General features: G+C 72.6%; 24 protein-coding genes and 1 pseudogene. 19 read left to right on the top strand and 6 right to left on the bottom strand.

Features of this window, described 5'->3' with window-relative positions; genetic code table 11:
• The first annotated feature begins 100 nt into the window (after positions 1-100).
• From AC0GKK_RS03445 to AC0GKK_RS03430, 4 genes are all read left to right on the top strand, one after another.
• Positions 101-1,795 carry a thiamine pyrophosphate-binding protein gene (locus tag AC0GKK_RS03445; RefSeq protein WP_482637343.1) on the top strand — a complete coding sequence of 565 codons (1,695 nt, stop codon included), beginning with the start codon at positions 101-103 and terminating at the stop codon, positions 1,793-1,795.
• A 7-nt stretch (positions 1,796-1,802) separates the two neighbouring features.
• On the top strand, positions 1,803-2,315 hold the full coding sequence (locus AC0GKK_RS03440; RefSeq protein ID WP_482637344.1) for a putative antibiotic biosynthesis monooxygenase: 513 nt from the start codon (positions 1,803-1,805) through the stop codon (positions 2,313-2,315).
• Between the two features lie 170 nt (positions 2,316-2,485).
• Positions 2,486-3,484, top strand: a complete 999-nt coding sequence (locus tag AC0GKK_RS03435) for a substrate-binding domain-containing protein (RefSeq protein WP_482637345.1) — start codon at positions 2,486-2,488, stop codon at positions 3,482-3,484.
• 1,035 nt (positions 3,485-4,519) lie between these two features.
• Entirely contained in the window at positions 4,520-5,701 is a 1,182-nt protein-coding gene (locus AC0GKK_RS03430) for a DUF418 domain-containing protein (protein ID WP_482637346.1), read from the top strand.
• 103 nt (positions 5,702-5,804) lie between these two features.
• Here the strand turns inward: AC0GKK_RS03430 and AC0GKK_RS03425 are convergent, their stop codons facing one another.
• Both AC0GKK_RS03425 and AC0GKK_RS03420 read right to left on the bottom strand, forming a co-directional pair.
• Positions 5,805-6,197: a hypothetical protein gene (locus tag AC0GKK_RS03425; protein WP_482637347.1), complete on the bottom strand. Its 393-nt coding sequence runs from the start codon at positions 6,195-6,197 to the stop codon at positions 5,805-5,807.
• A 311-nt stretch (positions 6,198-6,508) separates the two neighbouring features.
• Entirely contained in the window at positions 6,509-6,733 is a 225-nt protein-coding gene (locus AC0GKK_RS03420; RefSeq protein WP_489883153.1) for a hypothetical protein, read from the bottom strand.
• A gap of 313 nt (positions 6,734-7,046) precedes the next feature.
• Here AC0GKK_RS03420 and AC0GKK_RS03415 point away from each other — a divergent pair, with 313 nt between their 5' ends.
• Positions 7,047-7,472: an STAS domain-containing protein gene (locus AC0GKK_RS03415; RefSeq protein WP_476654549.1), complete on the top strand. Its 426-nt coding sequence runs from the start codon at positions 7,047-7,049 to the stop codon at positions 7,470-7,472.
• Between the two features lie 41 nt (positions 7,473-7,513).
• Here AC0GKK_RS03415 and AC0GKK_RS03410 read toward each other — a convergent pair whose 3' ends face one another.
• Positions 7,514-8,245, bottom strand: a complete 732-nt coding sequence (locus tag AC0GKK_RS03410) for a diguanylate cyclase (protein WP_489883152.1) — start codon at positions 8,243-8,245, stop codon at positions 7,514-7,516.
• Between AC0GKK_RS03410 and AC0GKK_RS03405 the strand changes: the two genes are divergently transcribed.
• Positions 8,236-8,802 carry an alpha/beta hydrolase fold domain-containing protein gene (locus AC0GKK_RS03405; RefSeq protein WP_489883151.1) on the top strand — a complete coding sequence of 189 codons (567 nt, stop codon included), beginning with the start codon at positions 8,236-8,238 and terminating at the stop codon, positions 8,800-8,802. The genes AC0GKK_RS03410 and AC0GKK_RS03405 overlap by 10 nt on opposite strands.
• Before the next feature lie 16 nt (positions 8,803-8,818).
• On the opposite strand, the gene AC0GKK_RS03400 is transcribed toward AC0GKK_RS03405, so the two are convergent.
• Positions 8,819-9,667: a helix-turn-helix domain-containing GNAT family N-acetyltransferase gene (locus tag AC0GKK_RS03400; RefSeq protein WP_489883150.1), complete on the bottom strand. Its 849-nt coding sequence runs from the start codon at positions 9,665-9,667 to the stop codon at positions 8,819-8,821.
• A gap of 92 nt (positions 9,668-9,759) precedes the next feature.
• Here AC0GKK_RS03400 and AC0GKK_RS03395 point away from each other — a divergent pair, with 92 nt between their 5' ends.
• The 8 genes from AC0GKK_RS03395 to AC0GKK_RS03360 all read left to right on the top strand — a co-directional run bounded on the left by AC0GKK_RS03395 (position 9,760) and on the right by AC0GKK_RS03360 (position 15,978).
• Entirely contained in the window at positions 9,760-11,103 is a 1,344-nt protein-coding gene (locus tag AC0GKK_RS03395) for an FAD-dependent oxidoreductase (RefSeq protein WP_489883149.1), read from the top strand.
• Between the two features lie 59 nt (positions 11,104-11,162).
• Entirely contained in the window at positions 11,163-12,362 is a 1,200-nt protein-coding gene (locus tag AC0GKK_RS03390; protein WP_489883976.1) for an MFS transporter, read from the top strand.
• Positions 12,363-12,431: 69 nt separating this feature from the next.
• On the top strand, positions 12,432-12,803 hold the full coding sequence (locus AC0GKK_RS03385; RefSeq protein WP_489883148.1) for an ArsR/SmtB family transcription factor: 372 nt from the start codon (positions 12,432-12,434) through the stop codon (positions 12,801-12,803).
• A gap of 15 nt (positions 12,804-12,818) precedes the next feature.
• Positions 12,819-13,913 (top strand): ACR3 family arsenite efflux transporter, encoded by a 1,095-nt coding sequence (gene arsB, locus AC0GKK_RS03380; RefSeq protein ID WP_476654553.1) that lies wholly within the window; start codon positions 12,819-12,821, stop codon positions 13,911-13,913.
• 47 nt (positions 13,914-13,960) lie between these two features.
• Positions 13,961-14,614: an arsenate reductase ArsC gene (locus AC0GKK_RS03375; protein ID WP_346104994.1), complete on the top strand. Its 654-nt coding sequence runs from the start codon at positions 13,961-13,963 to the stop codon at positions 14,612-14,614.
• Between the two features lie 43 nt (positions 14,615-14,657).
• A complete protein-coding gene (locus AC0GKK_RS03370; RefSeq protein WP_405417438.1) occupies positions 14,658-15,086 on the top strand; it encodes an arsenate reductase ArsC in 429 nt (142 codons plus the stop codon).
• A complete protein-coding gene (locus AC0GKK_RS03365) occupies positions 15,083-15,505 on the top strand; it encodes an arsenate-mycothiol transferase ArsC (protein WP_482637353.1) in 423 nt (140 codons plus the stop codon). The genes AC0GKK_RS03370 and AC0GKK_RS03365 overlap by 4 nt, the downstream gene beginning before the upstream one ends.
• 194 nt (positions 15,506-15,699) lie before the next feature.
• Positions 15,700-15,978: a hypothetical protein gene (locus tag AC0GKK_RS03360; RefSeq protein ID WP_482637354.1), complete on the top strand. Its 279-nt coding sequence runs from the start codon at positions 15,700-15,702 to the stop codon at positions 15,976-15,978.
• On the opposite strand, the gene AC0GKK_RS03355 is transcribed toward AC0GKK_RS03360, so the two are convergent.
• The gene (locus AC0GKK_RS03355) at positions 15,971-16,441 is read right to left on the bottom strand and encodes a hypothetical protein (RefSeq protein ID WP_482637355.1); all 471 of its coding nucleotides are present in this window, start codon (positions 16,439-16,441) and stop codon (positions 15,971-15,973) included. The two genes, AC0GKK_RS03360 and AC0GKK_RS03355, sit on opposite strands and share 8 nt — an antisense overlap.
• A 486-nt stretch (positions 16,442-16,927) precedes the next feature.
• Between AC0GKK_RS03355 and AC0GKK_RS03350 the strand changes: the two genes are divergently transcribed.
• The 3 genes from AC0GKK_RS03350 (at position 16,928) to AC0GKK_RS03340 (ending at position 19,671) form a co-directional block, all read left to right on the top strand.
• The gene (locus AC0GKK_RS03350) at positions 16,928-17,566 is read left to right on the top strand and encodes a TetR/AcrR family transcriptional regulator (protein WP_482637356.1); all 639 of its coding nucleotides are present in this window, start codon (positions 16,928-16,930) and stop codon (positions 17,564-17,566) included.
• Between the two features lie 331 nt (positions 17,567-17,897).
• A complete protein-coding gene (locus AC0GKK_RS03345; RefSeq protein ID WP_482637357.1) occupies positions 17,898-18,890 on the top strand; it encodes an iron-siderophore ABC transporter substrate-binding protein in 993 nt (330 codons plus the stop codon).
• A 271-nt stretch (positions 18,891-19,161) separates the two neighbouring features.
• On the top strand, positions 19,162-19,671 hold the full coding sequence (locus tag AC0GKK_RS03340) for an alpha/beta fold hydrolase (protein ID WP_489883147.1): 510 nt from the start codon (positions 19,162-19,164) through the stop codon (positions 19,669-19,671).
• On the opposite strand, the gene AC0GKK_RS03335 is transcribed toward AC0GKK_RS03340, so the two are convergent.
• The gene (locus AC0GKK_RS03335; protein ID WP_482637358.1) at positions 19,658-20,680 is read right to left on the bottom strand and encodes an ABC transporter substrate-binding protein; all 1,023 of its coding nucleotides are present in this window, start codon (positions 20,678-20,680) and stop codon (positions 19,658-19,660) included. The two genes, AC0GKK_RS03340 and AC0GKK_RS03335, sit on opposite strands and share 14 nt — an antisense overlap.
• 245 nt (positions 20,681-20,925) lie before the next feature.
• On the opposite strand from AC0GKK_RS03335, the pseudogene AC0GKK_RS03330 reads away from it, so the two are divergent.
• Together AC0GKK_RS03330 and AC0GKK_RS03325 are read left to right on the top strand one after the other, a co-directional pair.
• A pseudogene (locus AC0GKK_RS03330) lies at positions 20,926-21,378 on the top strand (AMP-binding protein); the annotation flags it as partial.
• Positions 21,379-21,418: 40 nt separating this feature from the next.
• Positions 21,419-22,420, top strand: coding sequence for a class I adenylate-forming enzyme family protein (locus AC0GKK_RS03325; protein ID WP_489883146.1), 1,002 nt, complete (start codon positions 21,419-21,421; stop codon positions 22,418-22,420).
• Positions 22,421-22,436 lie beyond the last annotated feature (16 nt).

Genomic DNA, 22,436 nt, shown 5'->3' with positions numbered 1-22,436 from the left:
TTCGCCGCAGGAAGGAAACTTCCTCTGTGATGCAGAAGGACTTTCTGCCAAACTCTCGACTGTGTCAATACACACGGGAAGCCCGGCAACAGGGGGATCCATGGAGATCGAGGACGGGGCCACGGCTCGGACGGGGGCGGACCTCGTCGTCGAGTGCCTGGCCGCAGAGGGGGTCGACCTGGTCGCCGGGGTGCCGGGGACGACGGTCATGGACCTGATCGACAGTCTGGCCCGCCAGCAGGCCGTCCGGTTCGTCTCGACCCGTCACGAGCAGGTGGCGGGGTTCCTGGCCGATGGTGTGTCCCGGTCCGGTGCGGGGGTCGGGGTCTGTCTCGTCTCCCGTGGCCCTGGAGCGGCCAACGCCGCGATCGCCGTGCAGAACGCCTACGACGAGTCGGTGCCGCTGGTGCTGCTGGTCGGGCAGGTGTCTGCCGGGGTCGTGGAGCGCCGCGCGTTCGAGGAGTCCGACGTCGTCGCCACGTTCCGGCCGATGAGCAAGTGGGCCGTCGAGATCCATCAGGCGGAACGGGTACCGGAGCTGCTGCAACGTGCCGTCCGCACGGCCGTCGGTGGCCGCCCGGGACCTGTCGTGGTGTCGCTGCCGCTGGACGTGTTGCAGGACGTCGTGGACGACGCTGTCCGCCCGGCCGTGCGCTCACGGACCCACCCGCCGGGCCCGGCTCCCGCGGCGGTGCGGGACGCGGCCGCGCTCCTGCGCGCCGCAGAGCGCCCCGTGGTGCTGGTCGGCGGTGGTGGTGGCGGGGACCCGGCCGCCGTGCTCGAGCTCGCCGACCGGCTCGGAGCTCCGCTGCTCACGACATGGCTGCGGCAGGGCTCCGTCCCGCACGACCATCCCGCGTTCCTCGGTGCGCTGGGCTACGGCGCGCACTCGGTGACCGAGGACGTGGTCCGCGACGCCGACGTACTGGTCGCGCTGGGCTGCCGGTTCTCCGAGTTCACGACCAAGCGGTGGACCCTGGTGTCGTCGGACACCCGGCTGGTCCACGTCGACGTCGACCCGGAGGAGCTCGGGCGGGTGTACCTGCCGGAGGTGGGCATCGTGGCCGACGTCGCGCTCGCCGCCCGGGCGCTGACCGAGGCTGTGGACGGGACCGCACCGGACCTGGCCGCGCGCCGCGCCGATCGCCGCAGTGCTCTGCGGGAGTCGTACGAACGGGCGTCCTCCCTCTCCTCGCCCGCGCTGGCCGACGACGATCCCGCCGGGGGCGTGAGCAGTGCGGCCGCGGTGTCCGCCCTGCAAGGGATCGCCGACACCGACGGCGTCCTGCTCGTGCAGGACGCGCCCAGCTTCGGCCCGTGGAGCCACCGCTACCTGCGCCTGCACCGCCCCGGGTCGTTCTTCGGCTCCGCGGGCGGGGCGATGGCGTGGGGCCTTCCCGCCGCGATGGGGCTGGCGCTGGCCCGCCCCGGCCAGCGCGTGGTCGCGGTCAGCGGGGACGGCAGCTTCTGGATGGTCGCCCAGGACTTCGAGACCTGTGTCCGGGAGTCGATCCCGGTCGTCAACGTCGTGATGAACAACAGCGCCTACGGCAACACCCGCGACCGGCAGCGGGCGGCGCATGCTGGGCGCTATCTCGGGGTCTTCTACGGCAATCCCGACCTGGCCGAATTCGCCCGGTCCCTGGGCGGTTACGGCGTACGGGTGACGGCCGACGACGAGCTCGGCCCGGCGCTGGAGAAGGCCCTGGCCCAGGACGGCCCGGCGATCGTGGACGTCGTCCAGGACCAGATGTATGGGCTGCCGCCCGGGCTGCTGCCCCCGGCAGCCCGCTGAGTCCGCCGTGTCGGAGAGGCTGCGGCTCCCGGTGACGGTGTCGGCCACCCGCCGGCCTCTGCCCGGGCGTCACGAGCAGCTCCACGCCTGGGCGGCGGAGCTCGGCGCCGAGGCTTCCCGCGTCCTCGGCCACCTGGACTCGCAGGTCGAGCGCCACGACGACGGTGCCGTCACGGTCGCGTTGGTCTTCGACAGCGCGGCCACGCTCGCCGTCTGGGAGGCGAGCGCCTCGCGGGCCCGGTGCCTGGCTGCCGCCGACCTGCTCACCGACGGGGCACCGGCCCCGGTCACCGTCGGCCGGGCGCAGCCTTCCGGTGCGCCGCCCCGGTGGCGGACGGCCGTGGTGGTCTGGGCCGGCTTGTTCCCGTTCTCTTTGCTGTTCACCGCCACCGCCGGCCCGGTCGTGACGACGTTGCCGGTGCTCGCCCAGTCCCTGGTCACCAGCATGGTGCTCGTCCCGCTGGCGGTGTACGTCGGCATTCCGCTGGTCAACGCGATGCTCCGTCGGTGCGGTCGTTGACCCGCCCTCCCGGCTGTGCTCACCGACTCCGGCAGTCGCACGAACGACGGCGACGAGCCCGACCCGGATCCGCCCCCCCCGAAGGAGCTGAACATGATCTGCGAGGAAGACATGACCTGCGAGACGAGCGGGCGACGCGCCGCGGGGCGCCCCGGACCCGGAGGTCCCCGATGAGCCGCGTCCCGCTCACCCTGGCCTGCTGGGACTACGACCGGACCCGCGCGCTGGCCGACGGCACCGTCCGGCCCGACGGCGTCGACCTCACCTATCTGAGCCTCCCGGTCGAGGAGACCTTCTTCAGGATGCTCCGGCACCGGGAGTTCGACGCAGCAGAGATGTCACTGGGGTCCTATGCGACCGCAGTCGCGGCCGCACCGGACGCCGGCGGTCTGATCGCGATCCCGGCGTTCCCCTCGCGATCGTTTCGGCACCACGGCATCTACGTGAACGGCGACAGTGGGATCGAGAACCCGTCGGACCTGGTCGGCTGCACGGTCGGCGTGCCCGAGTACCAGCTGACGGCCGTGGTGTGGATCCGCGGGATCCTGGCCGACCGGCACGATGTCCCGGTGGCGTCGGTGCGGTACCGGACCGGTGGCATGCACTCTCCGGGCCGGGTCGAGAAGCAGGCCCTGGACCTGCCGCCGGAGATCGACGTGGCACCCATCGCTCCGGACCGGACGCTGGTGGACATGCTCGTCACCGGTGAGATCGACGCGCTCTACGCGCCCCGCACGCCACGCCCGATGCTCGAGGGCCGGCCCGAGGTACGACGCCTGTTCGCCGACCCCCGCGCGGTCGAGGAGCAGTACGCCCGGGACACCGGAATCTTCCCGATCATGCACACCGTGGTCCTGCGGCGGGACGTCTACGAGGCGCGGCCCTGGCTGGCCGGTTCCCTGCTCAGTGCGTTCGAGCAGGCCAAGTCGCTCTCGATGGCGCGCATGGCGGAAACGGCGGCGAACCCCTACGCCGTCCCCTGGCTCTACGACGAGGTCGAGCGGATCCGAACGCTGCTGGGCCGGGACTTCTGGCCCTACGGCCTCGATGCGAACCGCCGGACGCTGGACGTTTTCCTTCGCTACGCATACGAGCAGGGCCTGACCGACCGCCAGCTCGCCCCCGCTGAGCTCTTCGCGCCCGAGACACACGAGGCCTACGTCATCTGAACTGCGTGGCCGCTTCGTGGAGGCCATCGAGCAGACGACCGGTGTGGAGCCACCGCTCGGGTAGGTCCGTTCAGCCCGGGCGCCGGCAGGGTGAAGTCGGCCAGCACGCCGCGGACGCCCCAGGGACGGAGGACGGTCAGCGCCGCATGGGCCAGTGCTGTCGGGGTAGAGGACGTCGACGAGGCGGTCACGTGTCGCGCCCGCGGCCGGTCGACCGTCCTGAGGAGTACCGGAAGCACGACGGGGACGGCACGGGTGTGGGGGAGCCCCGCGCGGTGTGGGGTGCGGTTCAGCCCTCGAGGTGGTGCCCACCGGACCTCGGCGGGCATGGTGCATGCCGTGTCGGGCTGTCCTCGACGGCTCGCGTGGGCGAGGGCTCTCTGCCCGGACGTCCGCCGTGGCGCTCAGTCGAACGCTGACGCGGTACCGCAGGAGGGACGCGAGATGGAGGGGCCATGCGCGATCCGTACTGGGTCTCTCTCAGCGCTGCGCTCGGGCTGGCCGGCAGCACCCGCTACGCCATCGGATTGGACACGAGTTCACATCCGCGAGCGGGTCGGCTGAGATCCGGTGTGTTCCTACTCCGTGGCCTGGTCGACCACGGCGGCCTGGAGCGTGACTACGCCCGTACCGCACCTGTCTCGACCTACCTGTTCTCCGATCCCCAGCACCACCCCGAGCGGTGAGACGGTGTCCCGCCCGACCGCGGCCCACGGCTCCGACGTCGTAGGCACCCTTGCCCTCGCCGGCCAACCGTCCACACTGGCACCCGGCCGGCAACAGCTGGACGTGCAGATGATCGCCTACTGGGCCTTCGCCCGCACCGGCGACCCGAACGGGCCCGTGCCTCCCCGGCATGGCCGGCCACCACCCCGACCTTCGTCCCGGCGCTCGAACGGACCGCGGCACCGGGACCCGGGCCGGTGTGCCGATGACAGGTGGGTCGAAGAGCGAACGACGTTCCTCCCTTCGTAGGGGCGTGGTCCTCCGCCGGAACGATGCGCAGAATCGGATGAGATCAATACCGTGCGTCCCATGTCGCGAACCCGTCGGACCGCGGTCGGTGGGGTCTCCCCGACACCGGATTCGGAGCGCCTCCTGGCGCCGGATCTGGCGCGGGGGGTGATGCTGCTGCTCATCGCCCTCGCCCACTCCCGGATGCTGCACGCGGGCGGGAACCTGCTCGCCAGACCTGCCGGTGGCGGCCCGGTGGACGTCGCCGTGCAGTGGCTCCTGACCTCCGTCGTCGACGGGCGGGCCGCGCCCCTGTTCGGGCTCCTGTTCGGCTACGGCCTCGTACAGATGACCCGGCGCCAGACCGGCCCGGGCGGGGACCCCGCGAACGCGCGGCGGCTGATCCGGCGGCGCGGTGCCTGGCTGGTCGTGTTCGGCATCGCCCACGTCGTCCTGCTCTACAGCGGTGACATCATCGGTTCCTACGGCGTGTTCGCCCTGCTGTTCGCCGGTGTGGTGACCTGGTCGGGCCGTCGGCTGTGGACGGTGTTCGTGGTCACGCTCGTGTTCGGGGTCGCGTCTGCTACTGCCCTGCAACAGTTCGCCGCGGACGCTCCGCTGGCCGTCGGGGCGACCCTGCTCGACAGCGCGGTGCTGCGCGCGTCTGCCCTCGTGGTGCTGCCCCTCGCCGGGTTGAGCGTCGCGCCCGCGGTACTGATCGGGGTCTTGGCCGGCCGGATGCGGCTGCTCGAGCAACCCGACCGCTACCGGCGTCTCCTGACCCGGGTCGTGCTGGTCGGTTTCCCGGTGGCGGTGCTGGGCGCGCAGCCGGTCGCGCTGCAGGCGGTGGGTGTGTGGGCCCCGGACTCGGTCGTGGCCGGTGTGCTGGCCGAGGCGACGTTCGCGGCGACCGGTGTCGCCGGGGGGCTGGCCTTCACGGCCGCGATCGCGCTCGTGGCGGACCGCCTCGGCCGGCGGCGCGGACCGGTCACGAACGCGTTGGCCGCCTGCGGTCGCCGGTCGATGACGTTCTACATCGCGCAGTCGCCGGTGTGGTTCGTCGCCACCGAGCCGGCGTTGCTCGACCTCGGCGGCCGGCTCGGCGCCGCCGCGGCTGCCGCGGTCGCCGTCGCCACCTGGATGGCCACCGTGGTCGTCGCCGCTGCTCTGGATCGCGCGGGCCGGCGGGGGCCGGCCGAGGCCCTGCTGCGCCGCCTCACCTACGGCGCCGGGCGAACTGCTCCACGCCCGGCGACTGCCTGACCACGTGCGCAGGGCGCGTCAGCAGCCCTGCGTGTTCCGGAGCTGCAGGCGGTACGAGTCCGCACCGCGACGCGGAGCGGACGGCGGGTGGCGGCGCGTGCGCTCAGGCCCCACCGGAGCGCAGCGTCCGGAGGTAGCGAGCTTCGCTCGGCGGCACGCCAGGCACCCTGACGACGCGCCCGTCGGTCAGCTCGAGCCGCACCACCTCGTCCCCGGGGCGTGGGTCGAGTACCGCTGCCACCCGGCACCAGGGCAGGGCCGTGCCCGACAGTACGAACCGGATGCCCCTGTCGGAGACGACCGCCACCGGCACCAGCCACAGCGCTGCGATGATCACCACGGTGATCGGCGCGAGCACCAGCCATGCCGACGTGTTCTGCAGGATCGACAGGTAGATGCCGACCGCCAGGGGTGCCCCGACGAGCATCGTGAACCAGCTGCGGGTATATCGCGCGCCCCAGTACGTCCTGCGGCCGGGATTCGGCTTGTCTTCCATCGTCGCCTACCGCCGGGTACCTGCGGCCGAGGTCGGTTCCGGCAGACATCCCGAACGCGGCGGACCGGACAGTCGCACCACAGCCGGAGGACGGTCCATGTCGTGATCCCGGGTCGCGCTCCGATGCAGGCCGGCGTTGTACCGACGCGAGAGGCGGTCTCGTGTCGCCCGAGCACCGCAGGCGCGGGCGTCGGACCGGCCGGGCGGCGTGCTGACGGGCTCGCCCCCCGTGGGCTTCCGGCTCCTGGTCCACATCGTGGTCCTGTACCCGCGACAGCGGGGAGTATCGCCGAGACCGGCGGTGCATCCGGTCACCGGGCGCCGGTCGAGTTGCCGGGGCGCGGCAGGAACCGGTGGTGCAGCGGGGCGGCCCCAGCGCCGTCCTGGCTCCATGGCAACGGAATACCGTCGCGGTCGCCGCCGGGCTCGGCCGGCCGCTGGTCAGCCTTGTTGTCGGAGGTGACGACGGTGGGATCCGTGGTCACTGTTCCGCTGGTGGCCGCTGCCGAGGCGGCGCGGCGGGCGAGAAGTCCCACGGCGGACGGACATGGAGGATCGGGTTCCGGGCCCTCGGCTACGTTCGCGCAGGGTGCGGCTCGGCGGCACCGCGTGTGCGGCGCGGTAGCAGGCCCGCGAACCGCGACGGGTCACCGAAGACCCACCTCGTGGCGATCTCGCCACCCGTCACGGTCGCGGGTTGCGGCGGGGCGGAATCCGGGTGGTCCTGGGCTCGTGCCGTGAGGTGTGGGCCGCGACGATTCGGGTAGCTGCACGGCACCGGGTTGAGTACAAGCTCGCCGTTCCGCCCGGAGCGCTCCGCGCGCGACGGACCTGTGCTGGGAGCCGACCATGGAGAATCTCGGATCTGCGACCCCCGGCGGTCGTACCTCACCGCCCCGACCGGGCGCGGAGCGACCGTTCGTGACCCACCCTCATGACGGCACGACGGTCATCCGGACACGGGGCCATCTCGACTCGGCCTCCGGTGGCCGGTTGTTGCGCCTCCTCGATGCGGAGATCGAGATGGCCCGGACCGGTCACCGACGGCTCGACGTCGTCGTCATCGACGTGTCGGCGTCGGACACGATCAGCCGAGGCGGCCCCGAGGCGCTCGCGCACGCGCTTCATGCCTGTACCCGTCGTCGGATCGGCTTCGCCGTGGCCGGGACCTTCGACCTGCGTTTCCTGTCGCCCGCCGCGCAGCGGAGGTTGGCTGCGCTCACCTGGTACCCGACCGTCGAGGTCGCCATCACCTCCGCCACCGGGCGGAGGTGACGTTCCCGGCGGATGTCTGCCGACGCCGGGTCAGGCGCACTTCACCGGTTGCGGCCTGCGCGCTCGGCGGGGTGGTGCGCCGGGTCGGCCTCGGTCAGCAGGCGGGAGTGGTCGGCCCGCTGGTCGTCGGGGCGCGCACTCGCGACCCCGACGCTCATGCTCAGGGTGCCGCGGGCGGCCCTGTCGTGAATGACGGCGAGTGCCCCCACCGCGTGCCGGATCCGCGCCTCGACCCGGCTCGCGTCGGCGAGACCGGTGTGGGGGAGCAGCACGACGAACTCCTCGCCGCCGTAGCGGGCCGGCAGGTCGGTCGGGGTCCGTAGCGTCGACCGGATCGCTGCGGCGACCACGACGAGGACGCGGTCGCCAGCCGGGTGGCCGAAGCGGTCGTTGTAGGACTTGAACTCGTCGACGTCGAGAATCAACAGGGACAACGGCTCGCCGCGGACGCCCCTGGATTGTCCGGCTGTGGTGGGGTCCCGGTCGAGGCGGCGGCGGTTGGCCAGACCGGTCAGCCCGTCGGTGTCGGCGGCTCGGCGCAGATTCTCCAGGTCGTCGTGCCGGCGGCGGTCCGCTGTGGCGTCGCACCGGTCGAGGGCGGCCACGACCGCGAGGTTGGTGGCCATCACCAGGGCGAGGAACACCTGGGCGAGGATCATCGCCGTCTGCAGGCTCGGTGTCGCCGTGACGAACGGGCCGTGGCCGAGCCGGGTCAGCCCCGGGGTGACCGGGACGGCGACGAGCGCCCCCCAGGGTGGCCCCCATGGCGCCATGGCGCACGGCCATGACGGTCAGCGGTACCGGAAGGAGGAGGGGGACGAGCAAGAGGACACGGACCTGTTCCTGTCACGCCCATCGGGGCCGTCGAGCCGCAGCGTTCACACCGCCCCCGCCCGCGCCGGGCGACCCGGTGCTGGGGATCGAGGGGCTGCGCCGGGCCGGGCGTTGGTATGCGGCGGGGACCGCCCTGGACGATCCCGAGGTCAGTCCCGTCGACGCCGACCTGCGTGGACTCGGCCGGATCGCCGCCTTCGTCGGCACCCGGGCCCTCCTCCTCGCTGACGCCGGGCGGCTACAGCGTGACGCCGAACGGGCGGGGCAGGAGATCGAGCTGCGCCGGTGTCCGGGCATGTGCCACAACTGGATCATGCATCCGCTGCCCGATGCCCGGGTCACGACTCGGACCGTCCGACGAGACCGGCGAGCGCGGCCCGGCCGAGCCCGTCCCGGCGTCGGTAAGTGGCGATCCGCCTACCCACCGAGTCGTCGGCCACGTGCTCGTTCTCCCATGAATCGCGTGATCGTCGCAGTGGATCTGACGGCCTTGTGACGGCGAATCTCGCTGGTCAGCTGCGGTGATCGGAGCGGCGTTCGAGGAATACGGTGTCCCGCCAACGACCGTCGTGCTGTCCGATGCGTTCGCGGACGCCGAGGGTGCGGTAGCCGGCAGCGCGGTGCAGAGCGAGGCTGACGCGGTTCTCGGGGAAGATCGAGGTCTGCAGGGTCCAGAGGCCGGCGCCGTCCGCGGCGCAGACCTGCCGACGGATGAGTGCTCTGCCGACGCCGCGGCCCCGGAAGCCGTCGGCGACGTAGATCGAGGTTTCTCCGACGCCGCTGTAGACGGGCCGGGTCGAGACGGGGCGCACGGCGGTCCAGCCCACGACCTGACCGTCGATCTCGGCGACCCAGCGGTGCTCGCGCAGCCAGCCGGCGTCGAGGTCGGTGCGGTCGGGCACGTCGGTCTCGAAGGTGGCGTGGCCGGTGGCGATGCCCTCGCCGTAGATCCGGAGCACCGCGTCCCAGTCGTCGTCGGTCATGGCGCGGACGGTGACGCCGTCGGGGATGTCGTCGGGGCAGCAGGGGCCGGGGGCGAGCAGGCCCATGACGGCGTCCGCGGCGTGAGGCAGGCCGGTGCAGCAGTTCGGGTTGACCGTGACCTGTGTCGTGGTGCCTTCCTTGCGGAGGATGACGAAGCCGGTGTCGGCCAGCTTGCGCAGGTGGTGCGAGCAGGTCGCCTGGCTGATGCCCACCAGCTCGGCGAGCCGGCCGACCGGGACCGGGTTCCCGGCCGTGGCGACGGCGTGCAGCAGGCGCACCCGCACCGGCTCGGCGAGGCAGGCGAACCAGTGCGCGTAGGTGGTGGCGTCGTGCGCAGGGAGCTGTGCTGCCTGCGAGTCGGTGTGGAGCACGCTCATGAGCCCAGTATCGACGACGATCGATGGTTGCGTCCATCGATGTGGGTCGATACATTCGGCCGGATTGATTGATGCGCATCGATGGAGGCGGGATGGACGAGAGTGCGGGGCTGCCGGTCGTGGTGATCGGTGCCGGCCCGGTCGGGTTGGCTGCGGCGGCCGAGCTGGCCGAACGTGGCGTGGAGCCGCTCGTACTGGAGGCCGGGGCGAGCGCGGGAGCGTCGGTGCTGGAGTGGGGCCATGTCCGGCTGTTCTCACCGTGGGGCTGGCTGATCGACCCGGCCGCGGAGCGGCTGCTCGCCCCGACCGGGTGGGTGAGTCCTGATCCCGAGGCCTATCCGACCGGTGCGGAGTGGGTCGCGGGCTACCTTGCGCCGTTGGCCGCTGCTCTGGGGGAGCGAGTGCGGACGGGGGCTCGCGTGGTGGGAGTGACCCGCCGCGGCCGGGACCGGGTGGTCGACGCCGGTCGCGACAGCGAACCGTTGATCGTGCGGACCGCGGACGGACGGCGCATCGCGGCTCGAGCGGTGATCGATGCGTCGGGGACCTGGGCGAGCCCGAATCCGCTCGGCGGTGACGGTCTGACCGCGGTCGGTGAGGCGGAGGTCGCGCAGCGGGTGCGGGCCGTGATCCCGGACCTGACCGATGCCGCGCAGCGGGCCCGCTACGCCGGTCGGCACGTCGTCGTCGCGGGGTCGGGGCACTCGGCGTTGACCGCGTTGGCCGGCCTGGCGGCGCTCGCCCGTGAGGAGCCGGGAGCCCGGATCTCGTGGGTGCTGCGCCGGCCGGGCTTCGGCCAGGTGTTCGGCGGTGGCGAGGGTGATCAGCTTCCCGCTCGCGGGGCGCTCGGGGTTCGGGCGTCCGAGGCTGTCGGAGCCGGGCTGGTGGATCCGGTGTTCGGATTCCGCACCGAGCGGATCGAGCAGGTGGCCGACGGGACGGTGGTCCTGATCTCGGACGAGGGTCGCACGCTGTCCGGCGTGGACGAGGTGCTCGTGCTGACCGGGTTCCGGCCCGAGCTGGGCTGGTTGTCGGAGGTGCGGACCGAGCTGGATCCGACGCTGCAGGCGCCGGTCCGGCTGGCGCCGCTGATCGACCCGAACGTGCATTCCTGCGGAACCGTGTACCCGCACGGTGCCGCCGAGCTGGTGCACCCCGAACCGGGGTTCTACCTGGCGGGGATGAAGAGCTACGGGCGCGCGCCGACGTTCCTGGCCCGCACCGGCTACGAGCAGGTCCGATCGATCGCCGACGCCCTGATCGGTGATCACGAGGCTGCCGCACGCGTGGAGCTGGTGCTCAACGAGACCGGTGTCTGCGGGGGAGCAGGACTGTTCGACGCCGACGAGTCGGACGCCGCGACGGCGTCGGGTAGCGGTTGTTGCGGTCCCGCCGTCCCTGATCCGGACCCGGCCGGGGCGGCCTCCTCGTCGTGACCTCCGACGAGACGACGACCCGGCCCGCTCGCCGTCGCGGTGGGCGGCCCGGCGGAGGGTTGACCTCCCGTGGCCGGTGGCGGGTCCTCGCGGTCCTGTGCGTCACCGAGATCACCAGCTGGGGCGTGCTCTACTACGCCTTCCCCGTGCTGGCGCCGTCGATCGCGGCCGACACCGGATGGTCCGTCCCGTCGGTCACCGCGGCGTTCTCCGCGGGGCTGGTGGTCTCCGCGCTGGTCGGGATCCCGGTCGGGCGTGTGCTGGACCGTCATGGTCCCCGCTGGGTGATGACCGCGGGCGCGGTCGTCGGCGTGCCGGCCACTCTCCTGATCGCCGCGGCCGGATCGTTCCCGGCCTTCGTAGCGGCGTGGCTGCTGGCCGGGACCGCGCAGGCGGCGACGTTCTACCCGCCGGCGTTCGCGGCCCTGACCCGGTGGTGGGGTTCGGACCGGGTTCGTGCGCTGACCGTGTTGACCCTGGTCGCGGGCTTGGCCAGCACCGTGTTCGCCCCGCTCACCGCCGCGTTGCTGGAGCGGTTCGGATGGCGGGAGACCTACGTGGTCCTCGCCGTCGTCCTCGGGGTCGTCACGATTCCGGCGCACCTGTTCGGGCTGCGCGGCTCGTGGCCCGAGCCGGTCGCCGATCCCGTCCACCACGGCGCCGCTCCGGCGGTCGTCGACGACGATCCGGCACGGATCCGGCGCAGCAGGGCGTTCGGGCTGCTGGTCGTGGTGGTCACTCTCGGCGGGTTCACCAGCTTCGCCGTCACGGTCAACCAGGTACCGCTCCTGCTCGACCGCGGGATGTCGACCGATCTCGCCGCCTGGGCCCTGGGTCTGGGCGGACTCGGACAGGTCCTCGGCAGGCTCGGCTACGGCCCCCTCGTCCGGCGCAGCACCGTCCGTGGCCGCAGCATCGCCGTGATGGCCGCGCTCGGCACGACCACGATCCTGCTCGCCGTCCTGCCCGGGCCGGTGTGGGCACTGATCGCAGCGGCGATGCTCGCCGGCGCCGCCCGCGGGATCTTCACCCTCCTGCAGGCCACCGCGCTGTCGGACCGCTGGCACCCGCGCGCCTACGGCCGCCTCAACGGGATCCTGTCCGCACCCGTCATGATCGCCGTGGCGATCTCCCCCTGGGCGGGGAGCGCACTCGCGGGTCCGCTGGGCGGCTATCCCGAGGTGTTCGTCGTTCTCGCCGGAGCCGCGGTGGTCGCCGCCGCTCTGGCCGGTGGGACCCTGCCGCGTCGAGGGGGCTGACGGCGGCGACCCGGTCCGACCCCATCTGTTCACTTGACCCATGGATTCGATGCTGATCAAAATAGACGAGTGTCGAACCAGGAACCGATCTGTCGCTCGGTGCTCGTGGAACGCCCCCTCGACGAGTCGGAGTCGACCGAACTCGCACGAGTGTTCAAGGCACTCGGGGAACCGGTGCGCCTGCGGCTGCTGTCGCTGATCGCCTCGCACGGGGGGGGCGAGGCGTGTGTGTGCGACCTGTCCGGCGTGTTCGAGGTGTCCGGCCCGACGATCTCGCACCACCTCAGGGTGCTGCGCGAGGCGGGTCTGATCACCGGGGAGCGCCGGGGGACCTGGATCTACTACCGCACGGTCCCGGCCGCTCTCGGTCGTCTCGCGGGCCTGCTCGGTCCCGCCGCCGACACCCGCACGGCCCCTGTATCCACCGCACCTGCGAACTGACGTACGAGGACTGACGTGACCACCCAGAACACCACCGACGACGGTGCCGCTGTCGTCGCCCGGCTGTCGACCCTGGACCGCTTCCTGCCGGTCTGGATCATCGCGGCGATGGCGGCCGGCCTGTTGCTCGGCCGCCTGGTCCCCGGGCTCGCCCCGGCGCTGGACGCCCTGGCTGTCGACGGCGTCTCGTTGCCGATCGCGCTCGGCCTGCTGATCATGATGTACCCCGTGCTGGCGAAGGTCCGCTACGACCGCCTCGACACCGTCACCGGCGACCGCAGGCTGCTGCTGACCTCGCTGCTGCTGAACTGGGTCCTCGGCCCGGCGCTGATGTTCGCGCTGGCCTGGCTGATGCTGCCCGACCTGCCCGAGTACCGGACGGGTCTGATCATCGTCGGGCTCGCCCGGTGCATCGCCATGGTGATCATCTGGAACGACCTCGCCTGCGGTGACCGCGAAGCCGCCGCCGTGCTGGTCGCGCTGAACTCGGTGTTCCAGGTCGTCATGTTCGGCGTGCTGGGATGGTTCTACCTCTCGGTCCTGCCCGGATGGCTCGGCCTGCCGGTGACCGACCTCGACGTCTCCACGGGGGAGATCGTCACGTCCGTGCTGATCTTCCTCGGCATCCCGCTGCTCGCCGGTTACCTCACCCGCAAGCTGGGAGAGCGGGCCAAGGGGCGTGACTGGTACGAGGGGAAGTTCCTTCCCCGGATCGGGCCGTTCGCGCTGTACGGCCTGCTGTTCACGATCGTGCTGCTGTTCGCCCTGCAGGGCGAGGCCATCACCTCACAGCCCCTCGACGTGGCCCGCATCGCGCTGCCGCTGCTCGCCTACTTCGCCCTGATGTGGGCCGGCTCCTACGCTCTCGGGCGGGCCGTCGGCATGGGCTACGAGCGCACCACCACCCTCGCGTTCACCGCCGCCGGCAACAACTTCGAGCTCGCCATCGCCGTCGCCATCGGGGCGTTCGGCGTGACCTCCGGGCAGGCGCTCGCCGGCGTCGTCGGGCCGCTGATCGAGGTGCCGGTGCTGGTCGGGCTGGTCTACGTCTCCCTGTGGCTCCGCCGTCGCCTGTTCCCGGCACGGCCCGATGCGGTGTCCCGCACCTGACCCACCACGTCCACACCACGATCGCCCGTCGAGGAAGAAGGCCCGCCATGACCGGTCCGTGGCACCGCGACACCCTCTCGATCGACCAGCAGCTCGCCCTGACCACTGCGGCGACGAACCTGGCCCGGGAGTTCGACGACACGTTCGGCAGGGAGACCATCGAGCGGTTCCTGCACTCGTCCTACGGCGAGTTCGCCGGCCGCGCGGTCGTGCTGAACTTCCTGCCGCTGCTGGCCGAGCGCTTCGCACGCCAGCGGCTGCGGGCCCTGGCACGGGTCGAGGGCGATGGCGACGACGGACGACCGGTCGCGCTGTTCCTCTGCACCCACAACGCCGGCCGGTCACAGATGGCCCTCGGCTTCTTCACACACCTGACCGGGGACCGGGCCATCGGCTGGTCGGGCGGCTCGTCCCCTGCGCACACGGTCAACCCGGCCGCCGTGGCGGCCATGGCCGAGGTCGGCATCGACATCAGCTCCGAGTTCCCGAAACCGTGGACCGACGAGATCGTCCGGGCCGCCGACGCGGTGATCACGATGGGCTGTGGCGACGCCTGCCCCATCTTCCCCGGCCGCCGCTACGAGGACTGGGACATCGCCGACCCGGACGGTCTCGACCTCGACGCCGTCCGTCCGATCCGGGACGCCATCGAGCAGCGGGTCCGCCAACTCGTCGACGAGCTGCTGCCCGCCCCGGTCTGACATCGACCCCACCCCCGGACCACCGATCCCAGGAGAGCACCTGATGGCCCACGCCATCCCCGAAGTCCTGTTCGTCTGCGTCCACAACGCTGGCCGGTCCCAGATGGCCGCCGCCCTGCTGGACCACCACGCCGCCGGGACCGTCCGTGTCCGCTCCGCCGGCTCCGCTCCGGCCGAGAGCATCAACCCCGCGGTCCGCGAGGTCATGACCGAGATCGGTATCGACCTCGGCACCGAGATCCCGAAGCGCCTGACCACCGACGCCGTCGGCGCCGCCGACGTCGTGATCACCATGGGCTGCGGCGACGCGTGCCCGGTGTTCCCGGGCAAGCGCTACCTCGACTGGCAGCTCGACGATCCCGCCGGGAGGACGGTCGACGAGGTACGGCCGATCCGCGACGACATCGACGCCCGGGTCCGTGCGCTGCTGGGCGAGCTGACCGGTGGCACAGCGGGGGCGGGACCGTCGTGACCGCTATCCCTTCGGTCCTGTTCGTCTGCGTCCGCAACGGCGGCAAGTCCCGGATGGCTGCCGGCCTCATGCGGGCCGCTGCCCAGGACCGGGTCGAGGTCCACTCCGCCGGCACCAGCCCGGGCACTGCCGTCAACGCCCTGTCCGCGCAGGTACTGGACGAGTCCGGTGCGGACATCACCGGTGAGACGCCCACGCCGATCTATCCTGAGCTGCTCCAGCGCGTCGACCTCGTGGTCACCCTCGGCCGGGAGGCACACGTCGACGGCGGGGACACCGAGGTCCGCAACTGGGACACCGACGAGCCTTCGGCACGAGGGATCGAAGGACTCGAACGAATGCGCCTGATCCGCGACGACATCGCCGCTCGGGTCGACCTGCTGCTCGCCGAGCTGGCCGGTCCACCGCCGGGATCGTGAGGCCCGCTCATGCCGTTGTCGACGTTGCGGCCGGCGCGTGCACGCCCGCCACCGCGGGCCCGTCCGAACGCACGACGGTGCTGCGCATCGGCTGCGCCGACCGACCGTCGCCCTGCCCGACACCCTGTTGCGTCCGTGCCGCCCGGGGTCCGTTCGACGAGTGCGAGCAGCGTGCCCGGACCGGGCGCCGGACCGTGACCCGCCCGATGCACCACGGCAGGCACGGACCGGTCGCCCCGTCGTCGAGCAGCCCGAGCCTCTGTCGGACGGCCGAGCACGGCCGGGTCGACGACGGCGCCCGGCTCGGCCAGCACCACGTGCTCGAGCCACCACCGCCGGGACGACCGCCCGGCGCCGGCGGCCTGCAGCGTCAGGTCGATCCGGGCCGCGGCCGGCTGCACCCCACCCCGCCGATGCTGTGGTCGGCGACGACCGGGTCCTCGGTGGTGACCGTGCGGGATGCGGTCATGTGACGAGCTCGAATCCGTCGCCGGCGACGACCCGCCCGTTGACCTGGAGATCGACGACGTGGGTGCCGGGGTGGTAGCGGCGGGTTGTGACCTCGCGGACGGGGTGACGCTTCTCCAGCACGCGGCTCTCGCCGGGCCCGAGCTCGACCGCGGCGAGCTTGAACACCTTGGGCAGGGTCCGCCCGTTGCCCCGCACGTGGTGCACCACGTGGTCGACGGCGACGGTGTGCGCCCGCCGGTCGGTGTTGCGGATCTCGGCGCGCAGGGTGACCGACTCGCCGAGCCGGATGGTGACCGGGCTGAGCACCAGCCGGTCGGCCCGGACGTGCTCCCCACCGGTGACGCCGGACAGGGCGAGCGCCCGCTGGTCCCCGTTCTTCACCAGCACGCGCAGTGCGTGCCTGCTGATCCACGCGGTCTCGGGGGTCGGACTCTCCACCGCCCAGCGCTCCAGCACGTCCAGCACGGCGTCCGGGTGGTCGCGGGCGATGTCGTTGAGGTTAGGCGGGCCGCCCCGCCGTCGAAGTGTCGCTTCAGGCCGTACTCCGTCATGGACGTACTCACTCTCCGGGGTCGCTCGTCCTTTCGGTCGGCTCTGCTCCTGTCGTGCGGTGTCCCCGTCGCCGACCCAGTAGCGGCTGCGGGCGAACGGGAACCGCGGGAGGTCTGACATTCCGGGGCCGGGCCGCCGGGTCGACCTCGGGATCGGTGGTGTCGGACGGGCCGTCGTGTGCGGCGATCTGCAGCTCCGGATGGTCCCGCAGCAGCCGGCGACGGTCGCCCGGTCGGACTGCACGACGGCCGTCGAGCCGTTCGCGGGTACCGGCGCGCTGCTCACGAGGCGCGACGGTGGTCATGACAGGACTCCTCGGGGAGATCGACGTACCATCGGTACGTTCGAGAAGGCCGTAGCACACTCACATACCGACGGTACATGAGTTCGGGAGGGTCCATGAGCGGAGTGCGGATCCGGCAACGGGAGCAGACGCGGAAGGCCCTGATCCGCGAGGCGCGGACGTTGTTCGCGCAGCGTGGCTACGGTGCGGTCGGACTGGCCGAGATCGTGGCCGCCGCGGGCGTCACCAAGGGCGCCCTCTACCACAGCTTCGACGGCAAGATCGGCCTGTTCCGCGAGGTCCTGGCCCAGGTCCAGGCGGAGGTGGCCGACCGGGTGTCCACGTCGGTCTCCTCCGACGCGGACCCCTGGACCTCGTTCGTCGCCGGCTGCCGGGCGTTCCTCTCGGTGTCCAACGTCCCGGAGCTGTCGCGGATCATGCTCATCGACGGGCCCGCCGTCCTCGGCTGGTCGGAGTGGCGCCGGCTGGACGAGCAGACCTCCGCGCGTCATCTGGCGGAGTCGCTGCAGCAGCTCGTCGACGACGGGGTGATCGTGTCCCAGCCCGTCGAGCCGCTGACCCGGCTGCTGTCCGGCGCGATGAACGAGTCCGCTCTGTGGCTGGCGGAGTCCGGGCGTGCGGGGGACGGGGCAGCCGTCTGGAACGCCTTCCACGGGCTGCTGTGTTCGCTCCGCGAGCGGCAGCCGCACGGGCGCGGTCGCGCCACGGCTGGTCAGACATCGGTGGTCCCGTAGTCGTCCGACGGCCCGGTGGCGTGGCGCGCGATCGGCTCGTTCGCCTCCGACGGTGTCGGACGGGCGCCTCCTGCGGACGTGGGGCCTGTCGCGTCCGTGCCGTGGTCTCACCGGGGAGGCCGCGGCACGACGTCGGCGTGCGCCTGCGTCCGGTAGGGGACGTCGGCGATCGAGGGTTGCGTGCGTGCCGACGGCCGGGCCCCGGGCTCCCGCATTCATGGGGCCACCGTCCTTCGGCCGCGTCCTCATCGGACCGTTGTGACGGGTGCAGCACAGCACGGGTGCCGCCAGGATCTTTCCCGGGGAATCCTTCCTGCGTAGCTTAAGAGGTATGCCTAACTTAAGTCGCCGGGTCTTCCTCGGTGCCGCCGTGTGCGGCGCACTGCTCTCCGGGACCGTCGCCTGCGGCAGCGAGCCCTCCGGCGCCCCCGACACCGCCCAGGGCTCGGTCACGGTCACCCACGCACTCGGCACCACGACGGTGCCGCCGGGCGTGGCGCGGATCGTGGCCCTCGGGCCCACCGGGGTCGACGTCGCGCTGGCCCTCGACGCACCCGTCGTCGGAGCATCCTCCAGTGGTAGCGAGTCCGGTCTCGCCCCGTGGACGTCGCAGGCCCAGGGGGCCTCGGACGTCCAGGTGCTCCCCGTGAGCGGCGAGGCCACCGAGGTGGACATCGAGCAGGTCGCGGCCCTGAAGCCGGACCTGATCTTCGCTCCGGGCTACTTCGCCCTGGAGAAGTCCTATCCGCAGCTCAGTGCCATCGCGCCGACGATCGGCTACCAGAAGGGTCCGGCCCAGGACACCTGGCAGGAGATGACGACGCAGCTCGCGACGGCGCTCGGCCGGCCGGCCGACGCCGAGCAGGTCATCGGCCGGGTGCAGACGAAGCTCGACGAGACGCGGGCGGCGCACCCGGCCCTGCAGGGCGCCACCTACACCTTCGGCTTCGTGCAGCCCGGCGCGGTGACCGCGCTGCGCGACCCGGACGACGCGATGAACTCGGTGCCCACGGCGCTGGGACTGTCGCTGTCGCCGCAGATCCTCGCGCTGCCGAAGGGGGAGTCGTTCGGCGTGCAGATCTCCTCCGAGCAGATCGCCTCGCTCGACGCGGACGCCCTCGTCCTGTTCGACGGCGGCGACGCGGAGGCACGCAGGACGCTCGAGCAGAACCCGCTGTTCGAGCGGCTGCCGGTGGTCCGGCGCGGGGCCGTCGTGAACTACGACTACGACGAGTTCATCGGGCTGCGGAACCCCTCCCCGCTGTCGATCCCGTGGATCGTCGATCGGATCGCCCCCCGCCTGTCGGAGGCCGTGTCCCGGTAGTCCGAGGAGTGGTCCCCGTCCGTCCACAGCGGCCGGCGCCGGTGTCCCGGTGCCGGCCGCCGTCGTGTGCGGAGCGTGGGTCTGCGGGCTCGGATCCCAACCGAACGGCGGCGACGGGGCCGGGGTCCGACGTGCCGCACGACGTCTCGCTGACGCTGAGTAGTTTCACCCGAAAGTGTGACAGCGTGCCCGGAGAAGGTCGCCGACCTGGGGATTCGGGCGGTGTGGGGTTTTTGGGTGATGTCACTCTCTAGGCGGGACGAGGATCGGCGTGCTGAAGTTAGCCTCGGCCCGGCCGGACCTGGTCTCCCGGGTCGTCGCGATGGCCGCGCACGCCCGGCTCGGCCCCGTGCAGCGGGCGGTCACCGCCGGCGAGATCGCGCTGGCCGACGCCGGGGTCGAGCTGCCCGAGGACTACCACGCCGCGGTGTCCGCGCTGCAGTACCTGTCGCCGGCGACCGTGCGCACCGACCGTGAGGCCCAGGACTGGCTGGACATCCTGGCGTTCGCCGGGGCCGGTGTGTCGAAGGGGCACCGGGCCCAGCTGCAGGTGTCGATGGCGCTGCGCGACCGGACCGAGGCCTACCGCGCGCTCGCCGTCCCGCTGCTGGTGCTCGCCTTCGCCGACGACGCGGCCATCCCGCCGCACCTGAGCCGCGAGGTCGCCGACGCCGTGCCCGGCGCCCGCTACGTCGAGATCGCCGACGCCGGGCACTACGGCTACCTCGAACGGCCGGACGAGGTGAACCGGGAGACGGTCGCGTTCCTCAGCGGCCGGTAGCGGGCGCGGCCGCCACCCGTTCCAGCGCGGGGCGGAGCCGGTCGAGCAGCCAGCCGGTGGACACCACGTTCGGTGCCTGCAGCGCGATCGCCTCGTCGAGGCCGATCGGGACGTACGTCGTGCGCGACAGCGCCCGCGCGACCACCGGGTCGCCCTCGAAGCGCCGCCGGTCGGCCGCGGTCGGGAAGCTCATGACGACCAGATCGGCCTCGGCCAGGCGCCCCGCCTCCTCGTAGGACAGCGCGACCGTGCCGGGGGCGACCCCGTCACCGGCGGGCGGGTCGGTGGCGAAGGTCGGCGGCAGACCCAGCCCGAGTGCGCGGGTCAGCGCCGTCGACTGGTTCGCCGGGTCGACGATGACCGGGATGACGTCCCCCCTCGCCTGCCCGACCAGCACCGACCGGCCGGCGAGACGGGGCAGCTCCGCCCGCAGTGCGGCGACGGCGCGGTCGGCCCGGGCGATGAGCTCCTCGGCCCGGTCCGGGACGCCGAGGGCCGCCCCGATCCGCCGGGCGTCGTCCTGCATCGTGGTGCCGAACAGCGTGTCGCGGTGGACGACGGTCGGGGCGATCGCGCTCAGGCGCTCGTAGGCGTCGCGGTCGGTCACGAGGTAGGACGACACGGCCAGGACGACGTCCGGGCGGTACGCCGCGATCCGCTCCAGCGGCAGCGGCTCCAGCTCGTCGATCGTCAGCACCCCGTCCGGGAACGGCGCGAGGTAGGGCGCCTGCGGCTGCGACTCCCCGGCGTTGCGCAGGCCGCCGACGACGTCCGCCCCGAGCTCGCGCGCGAGAGCGACGTCGGCCGCCCCCAGCGCGACGACGCGCTGCGGACGGGCCGGGATCGTCGTCGCCCCGAAGGCGTGCTCCAGCGTCAGCGGGAACCCGGCGTCGGGTTCCGCCGGACCGGGGCCGGGTGGCGTGCCGGTGCACCCGGCGACGAACAGCAGGGCCGCGGCGACGAGCGCGACGACCGACGAGCGGGCCGGGGAGACCGGTGGGGGACACACACCCCGACAGTCGTCCGCGGGCGGCTCCGGGTTCCGGGGAGCGGCGTCCCCCACACCCGTGGCGGTCCGGCGACCTCACGCGCAGACGCGCCCGGGGGCGTGGGCGCGCCGTGACGGACCGCCGGGGACCCGTCGGGGCGCGTGACGTGCCGCGTCGTTCCCGGTAGGTTCCGCTAGTGAACAGCTGATCACCTCACGACGGCGTGGGTGCGCGGAGCGCGGTCGTGGCCGAGGAGGACCCGCCGATGAACATCGCCACGCTCCTGCGCCGCAGTGCGGCCGACCACCCGGCGGACGTCGCGCTCCGGCTGGACGACGACGAGGTCGACTACGCCGGGTACGCCGAACGCGGCGCCCGCTTCGCCGCGTACCTGAGGCACACCGGGGTCGAGCCGGGGGAGCGGGTCGGGTTCCTCCTGCCGAACTGCCCCGAGTACCTGGTCGGGCTGCTCGGTACGTGGCAGGCCGGCGCGGTCGGCGTGCCGCTCAACCGGATGTTCCCCGACGCGGCGCTCCGCCACGTCGTGCGCGACTCGGGGCTGCGGGTGCTCGTGCTGCCCGCCGCGGACCGGGAGCGCGCCGCCGCGCTGCCGGGCGACGAGTGCCCGGAGCTGCTGACGGTCGACGGGTTCGCCGCGGCCCCGGCGGCCCACGAGCCCGCGGCCGACGTGCTGCCCCGGCTCGACGGCGAGGACGCCTGCATCATGTACACCTCGGGCTCGACCGGGGTGCCGAAGGGTGTGCGGCAGACCCACCGCAAACCTCGTCGCCGAGGCGGAGGGCGCCATCGGCCGCTACCGGCTCACCGCCGCCGACCACGTGCTGAACTGCATGCCGCTGTTCCACGTCGGCGGCCTGCAGCTGGCGAGCCTGCCGTTGCTGCTGCTCGGCGGGCAGATCACGTTCATGCCGCGCTGGGACGTCGTGCGGTGGCTGGAGCTGGCCCAGGAGCTGCGGCCGACCTTCGGTGGCCTGATCTCCACGATGATGATCGACGTCGGCAACCGGACGGTGGGGTCGCCGGTGGTGCTCGACTCCTTCCGGATCTGCATGTTCGGCGGTTCCCGCACCCCCACGGCCGCGATCGAGCGGCTCGAGGCGGGGACCGGGATCGCGGGCGTGGAGATCTACGGCCAGACCGAGCAGAACGGCCTGGTGGTCACCTACGGCCCGGACGACGTGCGGCGTCCGGACTCGATGGGCACCCCGCTGGAGCAGATCGTGCGCACGCGGCTCGTACCCGTCGACGGCGGCCCGGACCTGCGTCCGGGGGACGAGGGCGTCGGCGAGCTCTGGGTCCGGGGGGACGCGGTCACCCCGGGGTACTGGAACATCGACGTCCCGGAGAAGTGGTCGGCGGACGGCTGGTTCCGCACCGGTGACCTGATGTCGCAGGACGCGGACGGCTACCTCTACTACGTCGACCGGATCGACGACATGATCGTCTCGGGCGGGGAGAACGTCTTCCCGCAGATGGTGGAGGAGCACCTCGCGAACCATCCCGACCTCGCCGAGGTGGCGGTGATCGGGACAGCCGACGAGCGGTGGGTGGAGCAGGTGACCGCGGTGGTCGTCCCCAACAAGCCGGGTGTCACCGTGGAGCAGATCGCCGCCTGGTGCGCCGCCGTCCCGGACCTGCGGGGGATGCACGGGCCCAAGCGGATCGAGATCGTCGACGCGCTGCCCCGCACGGGCAGCGGCAAGCTGAACCGGCCCGAGCTGCGCGCGATGTTCCCCTGACCCGGCGCGGGGTCGC

Source organism: Pseudonocardia sp. P-1 (genome assembly GCF_058111925.1).
This window is presented reverse-complemented; position numbering and strand designations above follow the sequence as displayed.

Coding starts and splice junctions, on each gene's coding strand:
- AC0GKK_RS03395 (WP_489883149.1), top strand. CDS start 9,760: ATGGACGAGAGTGCGGGGCTGCCGGTCGTGGTGATCGGTGCCGGCCCG.
- AC0GKK_RS03410 (WP_489883152.1), bottom strand. CDS start 8,245: ATGGCGCCATGGGGGCCACCCTGGGGGGCGCTCGTCGCCGTCCCGGTC.
- AC0GKK_RS03415 (WP_476654549.1), top strand. CDS start 7,047: ATGGAGAATCTCGGATCTGCGACCCCCGGCGGTCGTACCTCACCGCCC.
- AC0GKK_RS03430 (WP_482637346.1), top strand. CDS start 4,520: ATGTCGCGAACCCGTCGGACCGCGGTCGGTGGGGTCTCCCCGACACCG.
- AC0GKK_RS03350 (WP_482637356.1), top strand. CDS start 16,928: ATGAGCGGAGTGCGGATCCGGCAACGGGAGCAGACGCGGAAGGCCCTG.
- AC0GKK_RS03370 (WP_405417438.1), top strand. CDS start 14,658: ATGGCCCACGCCATCCCCGAAGTCCTGTTCGTCTGCGTCCACAACGCT.
- AC0GKK_RS03445 (WP_482637343.1), top strand. CDS start 101: ATGGAGATCGAGGACGGGGCCACGGCTCGGACGGGGGCGGACCTCGTC.
- AC0GKK_RS03405 (WP_489883151.1), top strand. CDS start 8,236: ATGGCGCCATGGCGCACGGCCATGACGGTCAGCGGTACCGGAAGGAGG.
- AC0GKK_RS03375 (WP_346104994.1), top strand. CDS start 13,961: ATGACCGGTCCGTGGCACCGCGACACCCTCTCGATCGACCAGCAGCTC.
- AC0GKK_RS03425 (WP_482637347.1), bottom strand. CDS start 6,197: ATGGAAGACAAGCCGAATCCCGGCCGCAGGACGTACTGGGGCGCGCGA.
- AC0GKK_RS03400 (WP_489883150.1), bottom strand. CDS start 9,667: ATGAGCGTGCTCCACACCGACTCGCAGGCAGCACAGCTCCCTGCGCAC.
- AC0GKK_RS03345 (WP_482637357.1), top strand. CDS start 17,898: ATGCCTAACTTAAGTCGCCGGGTCTTCCTCGGTGCCGCCGTGTGCGGC.
- AC0GKK_RS03435 (WP_482637345.1), top strand. CDS start 2,486: ATGAGCCGCGTCCCGCTCACCCTGGCCTGCTGGGACTACGACCGGACC.